Here is a 12615-nt window from a genome sequence, read left to right as displayed (position 1 = left end):
GGTGGGCGCCTCGGAAAAAGAAAATCTCAGGGAAAGGTTTCCGGCGACCCTTCGGAGGTGGTTCCTAGTCAATTGGATTAGCTACGGAAATCAAATCACGAAAACCTTAAATTGAATTCTATTGACGTGTACCCACAGAACAATCTGTAGTTTCTGAATATCCATTAGGAGTTTTCCTACTCTACTGCGGCAAAGTCCTCGGCGGCCCTCAGAAAAGGCCGGAAAGCCCCGCCACGCCGGCATTGTTGGCGCGGATCAAGGACGTTGCGGAAACCCCTTCCTATCATCGCGGCGATTTCTTATTGATTCCTGCCGCTTCAGATTCGAAATTGATTTTCGCAGTGCCATTAAAGGGCGCCGTGAAATGCATTCTGCGCATTCGGCACATAAATCCGCATCAGGAAATTGCCGGCTTCCTTCTGGAATATTCCCATGCAAGACCCGCTTCCCGCCTTGTCCGACCTGGCCATGCCCGGTCCTCGCGATGCCGAGGTGCTGCACTTCGGGCGCCAGGCCATCGTGAGTGCCGCCGGCGACCCGCAGGCCTATGAGTTGCTGTACCGCGAAGCCGGCCGAAACTGGGCGAACGTCCTCGACGACACCGCGGCAACCGCCCACGTGATCGCGCGGGCGCTGGGCGGCACGGGCCTGGACTGGACCTTGCGCAAGCATGCGGGTTTCGTGAACCTTGGTCGCCAGCTGCTGCTCGACGATCTGCTGTTGCTGGTCCCGCCGGGGCACTTCGTGCTTGAAGTGCTCGAAAGCGTGTCCATGGATGCCTGCGTGTTGCGCAGGCTGGCGTGGCTGCGAGAGGCCGGCTACCGCCTGGCCCTCGACGACGTCGCGGCGCTGACCGACGATGTTCGCAAGGCGCTGCCGGCCGTCGACTTCGTCAAGATCGATTTCCGGCTTGCCCGGCGCACCGATCTTCCGCGCCTGGCCGAGGCGGTGCTGAACGCGGACCGCCTGTTGATTGGCGAGAAGATCGAAACCGCCGACGACTTCGCACTCGCGCAACAGCTTGGATTTCACCTGTTCCAGGGCTTCCACTTTGCGCGCCCCGAACCCTTGACGGCGCCATGGCCACACCTGGATCACGGCGCGCTGGCGCGGCTGCATGCGCTGCTGATCCAAGGCGCGGACACCGACGCACTGCTGGCCGCACTGCATGCCGCTCCTGGCATGGTGGCCCAGTTGCTGCGGCTTTCGGTCGCGACCGGCGTGCAGCCGGGCGTCGGCTTTGCCAGCGTGCGCGGGCTGCTGGCGGCGATTGGTCCCGACAGCCTGCTCCGCTGGGTGCGGCTGCTGCAGATTTCCGATGGATTCCGCCTGCCCGGCGAACCGAGCGTGCGCAGTCAGGCGGCACACCGGCGCGGGACCTTCATGGAACAGGCGGCGCGCCGGGTCCGCCCGCACGATACGGCGTTCGCCGAAGCTGCCTTCCTGACCGGCGTACTGTCGCTGGCCCCGCTGCCGCCCCACGGTACGCGGCGCGATATCCAGGACACATTTCCAGTGACCCGGACCATCCGGGATGCCGTTCTACACGGGCATGGCGAGCTGGGCGCGCTGCTGAAGGCCGCCCAGGTTTACGAGTGCGGCGGTGATGCCATGGCCATGCTGGGCCTGCCCATCACGTAACGGCCTCACGCCGCGCGGCGGCGAAACTTCGCCATCACGCAGCCCCAAACCCCGCCTTTGCCAATTCGAAACCCGCGTCCCTGCGCGCTGCGACACACTGCCGCTTTCCATCGCAAAAACATGACAAGGGGAGACAGCGATGAAGAGCTGGTTCAAGCATGCGGCCGCAGGGCTGCTGGTTTCACTGGCAGCTGCCGGCAGCGCTTTCGCGGCGTACCCGGATAAGCCGGTGCGGCTGGTGGTGCCGTTCCCGCCGGGCGGCGCCACGGACCTGCTGGCGCGCGAGATCGGCAACGCACTGTCGGTGCGGCTGGGACAACCGGTCGTGGTCGACAACCGTCCGGGCGCCGGTGGCAATCTCGCAGCGATTGCCGTGGCGCGTGCCCCGGCCGACGGCTATACGCTGTTGTTCGGCACCTTCGGCTCGCTGGCCGTCAACAAGAGCCTCTACGACAAGCCTGGCTACGATCCGCTCAAGGATTTCGCCCCGGTGGCCTCCGTCGCCTATCTGCCCAACGTGCTGGTCGTGCACCCGTCGGTGCCCGCGCGGACCGTGCCGGAGTTGCTGGCGCTGGCGCGCAAGGAGCCCGGCAAGCTGACCTATGGCTCCTTCGGCAACGGTTCGTCGTCCCATCTGGCGGGTGAACTGTTCACGCACATGGCCGGGGTCGAGATCACGCATATCCCGTACAAGGGCAGCGCCGCGTCCATGACGGACCTGATCGGGGGCCGCCTGACCATGATGTTCGACAGCGTATCGACCGCGTTGCCGTATATCCGCGACGGCCGCGTGCGCCCGCTGGCGGTCACCACGCAGAAGGCGTCGGAACAGTTGCCCGGGGTGCCGACGATGGCGGCTGCCGGCGTACCGGGGTACGAACTGACCGCCTGGTTCGGCGTCGTGGCGCCGGCCGGCACGCCGAAGGCCGTAGTCGACCGGCTCAATGCCGAGATCGTGGCTTCACTGAAGCAGCCGGAAATGGCCAGCAAGCTGGCGAGCCAGGGCACGGTGCCGTTCCCGGCCACGCCCGCCCAGTTCGGCAGCTATATCCGGGCCCAGTACGAGAAATGGGATGGGCTGATCAAGTCAGCCCATATCCGCGTGGACCAATAAGCCGGTCCGCCGCCAACACGCTCAGGCCGGCGCCTGCATGGCGCCAAAGCGCCACGAAAGCCGGTGCGCCGCCTGGCGCACCAGTCCGGCGGTGGCACCTTGCGTGCCGCTGTCGAAACTGCCGGTCGAGCCCATCACCGCCACCACCAGGGCCAGGCTGCCGGTATGGTCGAACACCGGCGCGGCGAGCGTGTCGATGCCGGGCACAGGCCGGCTCAGCGCGTTGTCGACCTGCTCGCGGCGCACTTGCGCAAGACGGCCGGCATAGCCCAACGCAAGCCTCCCGTCATCGCCAAGCACCGCGGACGGCGCGGCGCCCGCCATGCGCAGGTCGTCGCGCGCAAGCAGGCCAGCCAGCACGTTCTCGGGCAAGTACGCCGCCATGGTGCGGCCGATCGCGGTATGGACCAGCGACAGGACCGTGCCGACGCGCAGGCTCACATGCTGCGGACGTGCCGATTCCTCCAGCCGCACCACGGTAGGTCCCATCGGCCCAAGCACCGCCATCGCCACGCTCAGGCCCGTGGCGACTGCAAGTTCGATGATTTCCGGTTCGGCTTCGCGCGTGGGCGACAGGCGCTGCAGGGCGATCAGTCCCAGTTCCAGGCTCAGCGGTCCGCACAGGAAGTTGCCCGCCGCATCGCGCGCGAGCAGGCCGGTCTTCTGCAGGCTGACCAGGTGCGGAAAGGCCTTGGCCGGCGCCATGCCGGCAGCCTGTGCCAGGTCGCGCAGCGACAGCGGCCGGCCCGCCTCCACCAGGGCCGCCAGCAATTGTCCGGTACTGTCGAGCGACTGTATGCCGCGCTGGGGCTTGCCGGCATCGCCGGTCCGGTCATCGTTCGGGGTCGCTCGCGTACTCATGCTTGTCCCAGGTGCGTGCCGATGGCACGGGCAGTCGCCCGCAGCGCCGCCGCCACCGGTCCCTGCCAGTCCACGTCGATGGTGCCGGTGGAGCCGACGATGGTCAGCACCAGCCGCAGCGCGCCGCTCGCATCGAGCACCGGCACGCTCAGGCTGCTGATGGCCGGGCTCGGCGCGTCGATGCTGCGTTCGATGCCGCGTGCGCGAATGGCTTCGAGCTTGGCATCGAATGCGGCGCGATCCGCGGCGCTCGCCTGCGGCAGCTGCTGCCGCCAGCTCGCCTCCCAATCCGCGCGCGGCCGGAACGCGCAATAGACGCGACCCGTTGCGGTAGCGGCCAGCGCCATCACGGTGCCGACGTGCAGGTTTACGTGCAGCGGCGCCGCGGCCGGCACATAGCGCACGATGGCGGGCCCCTGCGGCCCGGCAATGCTGATGGCCACGCTGAACCCGGTGGCCTCGGCCAGTTCATCCACCCGCGGCACGGCGGCGCGGTAGGCGGGGTCGGAATCCAGGTGCATCATGCCGAGCTGCAGCGACAGCGGGCCCGGCTCGTACCGGCCCGACAAATGGTCGCGCTTGATCAGCCCGAGCCGCGTCAGGCTGACCAGGTACGCATGGGCCTGCGCCGGCGCCAGTTCCGCCGCATCCGCCAGTTCGGCGAGCATCATCGGCGCCCGCGCGGCCGCGAGCGCACCCAGGAAACGGCCGGCGACTTCCACGCTCTGGATGCCGCGCTGCACCTTCTCCTCGCGCTCTGCCTGCGCCGCCTTGCGCCCCGCTGTTGCCATCGTGCTCTCCGGAAAGCCCAGATATTAATCGAACGTCACCGGGGTCAGCCCTCCCGATCGGTGTTTACCCGCGATTCGTCGCTACAACCCCATAATTATCCATAGGCTAATCGCTTAGCTATTGATTAATTTATGATGGTTTCCTAAGATGGCACTACCCCGTCGCGCAGCGCAACGTACGCGCCGCGACCCGATCCAGATCCAAGAACGGGGCGAGACAGCCGCGCAATACCGCGCAATACCGCGCAATACCGCGCAATACCGCGCAATACCGCGCATAGGCACGCGCATGCCGCTGTCCCGCCCGCCCCCATGAAAAGGACTGACAGCATGAGCAAGGCATTCGCATCCCAGGCCGACCTGGAAGCCAAGCAGATCACCTTCACCCAGTTGTCCGAGAACGCCTATGCCTACACGGCCGAAGGCGACCCGAACTCCGGCGTGATCATCGGCGACGATGGCGTGATCATCATCGACACCACGGCCACCCCGGCCATGGCGCAGGACCTGATCGCCAGGATCCGCTCGGTCACCGACAAACCGATCAAGTACGTCGTGCTCTCGCACTACCACGCGGTGCGCGTGCTGGGCGCGTCCGCGTACTTCGCCGAAGGCGCGCAGCAGATCATCGCCAGCCGCGGCACCTACGAAATGATCGTGGAGCGTGGCGAAGCCGACATGAAGTCGGAAATCGAACGCTTCCCGCGCCTGTTCGCCGGCGTCGAGACCGTGCCGGGCCTGACCTGGCCCACGCTGGTGTTCGAGAAGGAAATCACGCTGTTCCTGGGCAAGCTGGAGGTGCGCATTGCCCACCTCGGCTCGGGCCATACCAAGGGCGACACCGTGGTGTGGCTGCCGTCGCAGAAGGTGCTGTTCTCGGGCGACCTGGTCGAGTACGACGCGGCCTGCTACTGCGGCGACGCCCAGCTTGCCGAATGGCCGGCCACGCTCGACGCGCTGGCTGCGCTGCAGCCCGAGAAGCTGGTGCCTGGCCGTGGCCCGGCGCTGACCACGCCCGAAGACGTCAGCAAGGGCATTGCCTATACCAAGGACTTCGTCACCACGCTGTTCCAGGCCGGCAAGGAAGCCGTGGCCGACAAGCTCGACCTGAAGGCCGCCATGGCCCACACGCGCCGCGCGATGGACCCGAAGTTCGGCCAGGTGTTCATCTATGAACACTGCCTGCCGTTCGATGTGTCGCGCGCGTTCGACGAAGCCAGCGGCATCCGCCATCCGCGCATCTGGACCGCGCAGCGCGACAAGGACATGTGGGCCGCGCTGCAGGACTGAGGCGCGCACCTCACGACAAGACAGAACACTGAACGAGAGTGGACGGAGACCTAGGCATGACCATCGATTACCAGCGCCTGTCATTCGAGTACCAGCCCTGCGCGGAACAGCGCGACGGGCAAGCGGGCGGCACGGTTCATCCCGTTGTCGTGGTCGGCGCCGGGCCCATCGGCCTGGCTACCGCGATCGACCTGGCGCAACGCGGCGTGCGCGTGGTGCTGGTCGACGACGACTGCACGCTGTCGACCGGATCGCGCGCCATCTGCTTTGCCAAGCGGACGCTGGACATCTTTGACCGCCTGGGATGCGGCCAGCGCATGGTCGACACCGGCATCAGCTGGAACGTCGGCCGCGTGTTCCTGCGCGACCAGCAGGTCTACAGCTTTGACCTGCTGCCCGAGGCGGGCCATCACCGCCCTGCCTTCATCAACCTCCAGCAGTATTACGTCGAAGGCTACCTGCTCGAACGCGCGCTGGAATTGCCTGACATCGAGATCCGCTGGCGCAACAAGGTCGTCGGGCTCGAACAACGCCAATCAGGCACGGCCGACGAGAACGCCGCGCTGACGATTGAAACGCCGGACGGCTGCTACACGCTGGCAGCGCGCTACGTGGTGGCGGCGGACGGCTCGCGCAGCCCGGTCCGCAAGCTGCTCGGCCTGGACAGCAAGGGCCGTACCTTCAAGGACCGCTTCCTGATCGCCGACGTGAAGATGGAAGCGGATTTTCCGACCGAGCGCTGGTTCTGGTTCGACCCGCCCTTCCACCCGAACCAGTCGGTGCTGCTGCACCGCCAGCCCGACAATGTCTGGCGCATCGACTTCCAGCTCGGCTGGGATGCCGACCCCGTCCTGGAGAAAGCGCCCGAGCGCGTGATCCCGCGCGTGCAGGCACTGCTGGGCCCCGACGCGAAATTCACGCTGGAATGGGTCAGCGTCTATACGTTCTCGTGCCTGCGCATGGACAGCTTCCGCCACGGCAACGTGCTGTTCGCTGGCGATTCCGCGCACGGGGTCTCGCCGTTCGGCGCGCGCGGCGCCAACAGCGGCGTGCAGGACGCCGAGAACCTGGCCTGGAAGCTTGCCTACGTGCTGCAGGGCCGCGCCGCGGACAGCCTGCTCGACACCTACGCCAGCGAACGCGAGTACGCCGCCGACGAGAACCTGCTGAACTCCACCCGCGCGACGGATTTCATCACGCCCAAGAGCCCGGTGAGCCGGCTGTTCCGCGATGCCGTGCTCGGCCTGTCCCGTCGCCATGCCTTTGCACGCGGCCTGGTCAACAGCGGCCGACTGTCGGTGCCGGCAGTGCTGCACGGATCGCCGCTCAACTCGCCCGACGCGGACGGTCTGGGCGGCACCATGGTGCCCGGCGCGGCCTGCGTGGACGCCCCGGTTTCCGATGCGCATGGCGCGGGCTGGCTGCTCCAGCATCTCGGTGGAGAGTTCACCGGGATGGTGTTCGGCACGCCGGACAGCCTCGACAGCGACAGCCGCGCCGCCCTCGGCCAACTGGAGCAGTCCGGCTTGCCGATTCGCCTCCTGTACCTCGGCACGCCGGCGCAGCCTGCGTCCGGCAGCGCTGTCCTGCGCGATGATGAAGGGCTTGCGGCGCAGCGCTACAGCGCCGCACCGGGCACGTTCTACCTGATCCGCCCGGACCAGCATGTTTGCGCACGCTGGCGCAAGATCGACGCGCAATACATTGGCGATGCGCTGGCACGCGCCAGCGGGGCGCATCTGCCTGGCAGTGCGAAGCAACCGGCCGCCATGGCGGCATAAGCCGACGGACACAACATTCGGAGACCACGCCATGCCAAGCCAAACCGAGGCACACGCGCTCAACACCCAACCCAACCTGGCCCGCCCTGACGACTTCTACGAAGCGCTGATCGACATGCATCGCGACCTGGACGACGCGCAGAGCCAGGCCGCCAACGCCCAGCTCATCCTGCTGCTCGCCAACCATATCGGCGATCACCAGGTGCTGCTCGCGGCCATGCAGGCCGCCCGCGAAGGCATCGCCGGCAACACCACCGCCGCAAGCTGACCCTGCGGGCACGCGCACGCGTGCCCCACCCTTTCCCGCCGGACCCGTAGCGAAGGCCTGCCAAAAGGCTTGCGCGGGGTGGCGCTCACACCGGAGACAATGCAATGAGCAATCTGGCCTCAGGGGCGATTGCGGCCCCCGCTTACGCCGCGCATGACGAAGACGCGCTATACCGCAAGATCTGGCTGCGCCTGATCCCGTTCCTGTTCGTGTGCTACGTGGTTTCATTCCTGGACCGCATCAACATCGGCTTTGCCCAGTTGCAGATGAAGCAGGACCTGGGCTTCAGCGACGCCATGTACGGCCTGGGCGCCGCGGTGTTCTACGTCGGCTACGTGCTGTGCGAGGTGCCCAGCAATATGCTGCTGGCACGCTTTGGGGCGCGCCGCACGTTCACGCGCATCATGGTGCTGTGGGGCGTGGCCTCGGTCGCGATGATGGCCGTGTCCTCGCCGGCGCAGTTCTATACGCTGCGCTTCCTGCTCGGCGTGTTCGAAGCGGGCTTCTTTCCCGGCATCGTGCTCTACCTGACCTACTGGTTCCCGGCCAAGCGGCGCGCCGCCGTGATGGCCATCTTCTTCGCGGGCGTCGCCGTTGCCGGTGTGCTGGGCGGGCTGGTGTCGGGCTGGATCATGCGCGACATGGCCGGCGTACTCGGCATGCAGGGCTGGAAGTGGATGTTCGCGATCGAAGGCGCACCGGCCATCGCGCTCGGCGTGCTCGCCGCCTTTGTCCTGGTCGATGAACCGCGCCAGGCAAGCTGGCTCACCGACAGTGAGAAGGCATTCCTGACACGGGCCCGCACCGAAGGCCATGACATCAAGGCGCATTCGCTGCAGGCGCTGCTGCAAGTCCTGCGCAACCCGCGCATCTACCTGTTCGCGTTCATCTACTTTTCGCTGACCTGTGGCTCGCTGGCACTGAGCTTCTGGATGCCGCTGATGATCCGCGACTTCGGCGTCACCGATGTGGTCTCGATCAGCCTCTATTCGGTCGTGCCCAATGCGGTGGGCGCGATCGGCCTGATCCTGATCGCACGGCATTCCGACCGCAGCGGCGAGCGCCACCGGCATTTCCTGCTGTGCACGGCAGGCGGCGCACTGGCGCTGGCCGCGCTCACACTGCACCTGCATAGCCTGGCCGCGATGCTGGCCATCCTGTCCGTGGCCGCGGTCCTGATCTTTGCCGCGCTGCCGGTGTTCTGGTCGCTGCCGCCCAGCCATCTGCCCGCCAGCGGCGCAGCAGCCGGCATTGCCTTCATCAGCAGCGTGGGGATTACCAGCGGTATCGTCAGCCCTTGGGTGATCGGGCAAATCAAGGTGCAGACCGGAAGCCTCGACAATGCGCTATACCTGCTGGCTGCGTTGCTGCTGGCGAGCGGCCTGTCGATGTGGCTTGGCGTGCCACGCCAGCCGGATCAATCTTGACGTCCAGTGGCCGCGCCTGGCCGGCCTCCTGCGGGTTGCGGACGGGGATTCCACTAATGCGGATGGCTGCAAGGAACCACGCCGGCGATTTCCTCGCGCATGACTTCCACCACGTCGTCGATCTCCAGCCCTTCCGCGGTGACCAGCACTTCCTGTCCACGGCTGATCGCATAGACCACGCCGCGCCAGTGCCCGGAGGCAACGACTTCGCTAAGGCGGATGTCGAACTCCGTGTCCTGGTCCTGGCTGTAGACCGTTACCAGGTCCCCGATCTGGGGCATCCAGCCGACTTCGCCGTCGAAAGCGCGGGCCACCACAGTCACTGGAGACTGTGTCAGTCCCCGCGCAAAACTCGCACGCATGGCTAGCTCCTTTACAGGCGATTTCCAGTCCAGCTTACAAGAGCAAGCCCAAATGACCAGATATTTTCGACCGTAAGTCGCCTTTGCTGCTCCTGGCTTGTCAGAGGGTGACCGATAGACAGCGGCGCCAACTAGGCCACAATGAAAGAGCCGACGCCTTGCGCCGGCGCCTCAGGAGACAAAGATGGGCAGCAACCTACACGTCGTGCCTTACGAAAATGGGTGGGACGTCATTCACGAAGGCGCGCGTTACGCGGAATCCCACCACGCGACGCAGGAGGCCGCGATCCACGCCGCCACCTCGCTGGCGCGGCGCAAGAAGGTTGAACTGCTGATTCATGCGAAGGACGGCAGCGTGCGGGCGCGCAGCAGCTATGCGGGCCGCGACCTTAGCGCCATTGCCGGCTAGGCAGCCTCGCCACGCGAGCCGGTCGCACCGGGTCATGCCGGGGCGGCCGGCTTTTTCTTCAGGACGACGGTTTTCCCGGCTCGCCACGGCAGACGCGCAACCGATTGACCAGGTCGCGCACGCCAAAGACGTCGTCCACGATATCCTCGACACGGTACTTCTGCAGACGGTCTGGCACACTCCCTTCGAGCCTGACCACGCCGCTGTCCACGTGGACTTCGACGTCGCGTACATCGAGGCGGCCACTGCGCGTCAGGCGGTCACAGATGTCCTCCAGGATCCGCGCATCGCTGCGCTGATATCCGCGCGGCCCCACTGGCCGGTAGCGCGGCGAAGTCCCCTGTCCGCTATGCGACGCGCGTTCATTGAATCCCGTGAACTGCTGATAAGCCTGCCCGGATCTGTAGCCCTCCGAAGGCTCCTGCTGGGGCGCCGGCCGCACGCGTGGCCATTGCCGGCCTTCCTCGCGTAGCCCCGCGAACTCGGCGGGATCCACCGGCTGGTCGTAATCGAAGACGCCATACGCCCCCACGTAATGGCTGCGCCAGTCGGCATCTTCGGGCAGCGGTCCTTCACGCCACGGCGTGTCCGGTAAGGCGGGGCGGCGGCTTCGGTCCATATCTGTCTCCGGCGGTCACTGCGGGAACACAGGTCCTGCCATGCAAGATGGACGCCACATTGTCCGGCGCGGGTCCGGTCCTGCGCGCATGCTGGTGCGCGGCAGGAATTACAAGATCCATTGCGCCCTTGCACGTACATTCTTCTGCCCTGGGTGTCCATGCAGCGGCAGCGAGCGACGATGTGCCTGACACGGCTGGCACGGAAACTGCCGCCGCGTCAGTCATCGGCAACCAACGCAATGTGCAATGGATTCACTGACCGGCCTCATTCTCGCCCTGATGGGAGAAGGCGACCACCTCACGTGGTGGCAGGGCGCAGTGCGCGCCTTCGTGGTCTTCCTGGCCACCTGGCTGCTGCTGCGCGTGGCCGGGCGCCGCGCGTTTGCCCAGAAAACCGCGTTCGACCTGTGCGTGGTGCTGCTGCTGGGCGCGGTGCTATCGCGCGCCATCATCGGCGCGACCGCCCTGGCGACCGCGTTTGCGGCGTCCCTCACGCTGGTGCTGATGCATCGGGCGGTCGGATGGCTGTCGTCGCGCTACGCCGCGTTCGACCGCATTACGAGCGGCTACGCGATCGACCTGATCGACGACGGCCATGTCGACCGGGCGCGCATCGCGCAGGCCATGGTCAGCGAGGAAGACCTGAAGGCCAACCTGCGCGCGACGCTGCAGAAGGAATCGCTGGAGGGCGTCACCCGCGTGGTGCTGGAGCGCGATGGCGCCCTGACCTTCGTGCGTGAAGCGAAAAAGCCATCGGCGACCGATGGCCGCGCGAAGCAGGCCCATGCCAGCGACAAAGACTCGCCAGCCTCACGGCATACCGTTGAAAACGCCGACAAGGTCAATGGCACGTCGGTCTCCCGCTGCTCCGGACGGTGAGCATGCCCCGGGGCCCGCACCTGCACCGACCTGCCTTCGCGCCGCCATCCGCGCCCGGCCCAGTGCCAGGCAACGGCGTGCGGCGCATCACCGTGCGCGAGGCCGCCGCCGATTGGGCGCTGGGGCGGCTGTGCCACTACTGCGAACTGGCCCGACGTGGCAACACCAGCCGTGGCTGCCAGAACACCAGCGCCGTACTCTCGTCGCCTGACGACAACCGGAGACCGACATGAAACGGACCCTCGCCACCACTGCACTGGTGATCGGCGCCGCGCTTTGCCTGCCCGCCTTTGGCCAGCAAGCCCCGGCATCCCCCAATGCGCCAAACCCGAGCGCCCCGCCAGCCCCAGAAGGCGCGGGCACCTCTCGCAACGCGCCCGCCATGGCAGCCCCTGGCTCGACCGACATGCAAAGCGGCACCGGCATGGCATCGGACCAGCCAAAGCACAAGGCCAAGAAGCACAGCAGCACGCAATCCGGCACCACCGCGCGCTACAAGAAGCCACGCGAGCAAGGCACGCCGCCCGCGCCGACAGCCGAGGCCCCGAGCGGCCCGAAGGGGGACACGCCTGACCCGCTGCCGAAGCAGTAATCCGCGCGCAGCGCGAACAGCGGTGCGTCCCGTGCCGAATGGCGCGCGCGACGCACCGTTGCTCACCCGGGCCGCCGGGCACCGGCACGTGCGGTGTCTTGCCAGGCCTTGGTGGCCTTGCGCATGCCGCGCACGTTCATGGCGACCAGCGCGACCTGCAGCACCATCAGCGCGTACGCGTCGCCCTGCCAGCCCCATGCGATCCACAGGACATTGCTGAACAGGAACACCCAGAACCCGGCACGCCGGCGCGCGCCGGAGCGCGATCCCACCAGCCACGTCCCCATCACGGTGGCCACCATGGCAGGCCATTGCATCGCTTCCAGCCAGTCCTGCATGGTTTCCCTCCGTGCGTGTCCGGCCCCGGACCGAGCATGAATCGTACCCATCCGCCCCCCGCCGGCTCGGCGACACGCAATGCACGCGCCGTGCAGTCAACGCAATTTTTGCAATGCCGGCCGAGCTGGCGGAAGTTTTTACACGCCGCACATCGTTGCTGCGTCGCGCCTGCCGCAGCAAGCCTTGGCGTTGTTGCCCTTGCCCACGCCCGGATATGCCGGACTGCCTGCTGGCAGGCGCA

General features: G+C 66.7%; 15 protein-coding genes. 10 read left to right on the top strand and 5 right to left on the bottom strand.

Annotation, left to right across the window (positions count from 1 at the left end; translation table 11 throughout):
• The first annotated feature begins 432 nt into the window (after positions 1–432).
• Both AC3FKH_RS10595 and AC3FKH_RS10590 read left to right on the top strand, forming a co-directional pair.
• Positions 433–1641 (top strand): EAL and HDOD domain-containing protein, encoded by a 1209-nt coding sequence (locus tag AC3FKH_RS10595; protein ID WP_488675302.1) that lies wholly within the window; start codon positions 433–435, stop codon positions 1639–1641.
• A gap of 139 nt (positions 1642–1780) precedes the next feature.
• A complete protein-coding gene (locus AC3FKH_RS10590; RefSeq protein ID WP_488675300.1) occupies positions 1781–2755 on the top strand; it encodes a tripartite tricarboxylate transporter substrate binding protein in 975 nt (324 codons plus the stop codon).
• Between the two features lie 21 nt (positions 2756–2776).
• On the opposite strand, the gene AC3FKH_RS10585 is transcribed toward AC3FKH_RS10590, so the two are convergent.
• Positions 2777–3616, bottom strand: a complete 840-nt coding sequence (locus tag AC3FKH_RS10585; RefSeq protein ID WP_488675299.1) for an IclR family transcriptional regulator — start codon at positions 3614–3616, stop codon at positions 2777–2779.
• The gene (locus AC3FKH_RS10580; protein WP_488675297.1) at positions 3613–4407 is read right to left on the bottom strand and encodes an IclR family transcriptional regulator; all 795 of its coding nucleotides are present in this window, start codon (positions 4405–4407) and stop codon (positions 3613–3615) included. The genes AC3FKH_RS10585 and AC3FKH_RS10580 overlap by 4 nt, the downstream gene beginning before the upstream one ends.
• Before the next feature lie 330 nt (positions 4408–4737).
• Here AC3FKH_RS10580 and AC3FKH_RS10575 point away from each other — a divergent pair, with 330 nt between their 5' ends.
• The 4 genes from AC3FKH_RS10575 to AC3FKH_RS10560 all read left to right on the top strand — a co-directional run bounded on the left by AC3FKH_RS10575 (position 4738) and on the right by AC3FKH_RS10560 (position 9173).
• Positions 4738–5697: an MBL fold metallo-hydrolase gene (locus AC3FKH_RS10575; protein WP_483714281.1), complete on the top strand. Its 960-nt coding sequence runs from the start codon at positions 4738–4740 to the stop codon at positions 5695–5697.
• A 56-nt stretch (positions 5698–5753) separates the two neighbouring features.
• Positions 5754–7478 carry an FAD-dependent oxidoreductase gene (locus AC3FKH_RS10570; protein ID WP_488675295.1) on the top strand — a complete coding sequence of 575 codons (1725 nt, stop codon included), beginning with the start codon at positions 5754–5756 and terminating at the stop codon, positions 7476–7478.
• A 31-nt stretch (positions 7479–7509) separates the two neighbouring features.
• On the top strand, positions 7510–7746 hold the full coding sequence (locus tag AC3FKH_RS10565; protein WP_488675293.1) for a DUF2783 domain-containing protein: 237 nt from the start codon (positions 7510–7512) through the stop codon (positions 7744–7746).
• A 104-nt stretch (positions 7747–7850) separates the two neighbouring features.
• Positions 7851–9173 (top strand): MFS transporter, encoded by a 1323-nt coding sequence (locus AC3FKH_RS10560; protein ID WP_488675291.1) that lies wholly within the window; start codon positions 7851–7853, stop codon positions 9171–9173.
• A gap of 53 nt (positions 9174–9226) precedes the next feature.
• Here the strand turns inward: AC3FKH_RS10560 and AC3FKH_RS10555 are convergent, their stop codons facing one another.
• A complete protein-coding gene (locus AC3FKH_RS10555; protein WP_488675290.1) occupies positions 9227–9535 on the bottom strand; it encodes a hypothetical protein in 309 nt (102 codons plus the stop codon).
• Between the two features lie 184 nt (positions 9536–9719).
• On the opposite strand from AC3FKH_RS10555, the gene AC3FKH_RS10550 reads away from it, so the two are divergent.
• Positions 9720–9944, top strand: a complete 225-nt coding sequence (locus AC3FKH_RS10550; protein ID WP_488675288.1) for a DUF2188 domain-containing protein — start codon at positions 9720–9722, stop codon at positions 9942–9944.
• A gap of 58 nt (positions 9945–10002) precedes the next feature.
• Here AC3FKH_RS10550 and AC3FKH_RS10545 read toward each other — a convergent pair whose 3' ends face one another.
• Positions 10003–10563 (bottom strand): BON domain-containing protein, encoded by a 561-nt coding sequence (locus AC3FKH_RS10545; RefSeq protein ID WP_488675286.1) that lies wholly within the window; start codon positions 10561–10563, stop codon positions 10003–10005.
• Between the two features lie 247 nt (positions 10564–10810).
• Here AC3FKH_RS10545 and AC3FKH_RS10540 point away from each other — a divergent pair, with 247 nt between their 5' ends.
• Genes AC3FKH_RS10540 through AC3FKH_RS10530 form a run of 3 tightly spaced genes read left to right on the top strand, consistent with a single transcriptional unit; the run spans position 10811 to position 12035 of the window.
• Entirely contained in the window at positions 10811–11443 is a 633-nt protein-coding gene (locus AC3FKH_RS10540) for a DUF421 domain-containing protein (RefSeq protein WP_488675285.1), read from the top strand.
• Positions 11444–11445: 2 nt separating this feature from the next.
• Positions 11446–11676 carry a hypothetical protein gene (locus AC3FKH_RS10535; protein WP_488675284.1) on the top strand — a complete coding sequence of 77 codons (231 nt, stop codon included), beginning with the start codon at positions 11446–11448 and terminating at the stop codon, positions 11674–11676.
• Positions 11673–12035: a hypothetical protein gene (locus AC3FKH_RS10530; protein ID WP_488675282.1), complete on the top strand. Its 363-nt coding sequence runs from the start codon at positions 11673–11675 to the stop codon at positions 12033–12035. Before AC3FKH_RS10535 ends, AC3FKH_RS10530 begins: the two co-directional genes overlap by 4 nt.
• Before the next feature lie 62 nt (positions 12036–12097).
• On the opposite strand, the gene AC3FKH_RS10525 is transcribed toward AC3FKH_RS10530, so the two are convergent.
• Positions 12098–12373: a hypothetical protein gene (locus AC3FKH_RS10525; RefSeq protein ID WP_488675280.1), complete on the bottom strand. Its 276-nt coding sequence runs from the start codon at positions 12371–12373 to the stop codon at positions 12098–12100.
• Positions 12374–12615: the final 242 nt, after the last annotated feature.

The sequence above is a fragment of the Cupriavidus sp. 21MJTG02-4 genome, from assembly GCF_057798975.1.
Note: the sequence above shows the minus strand (reverse complement) of the source record. Positions and strands in the feature narration are given on the sequence as shown.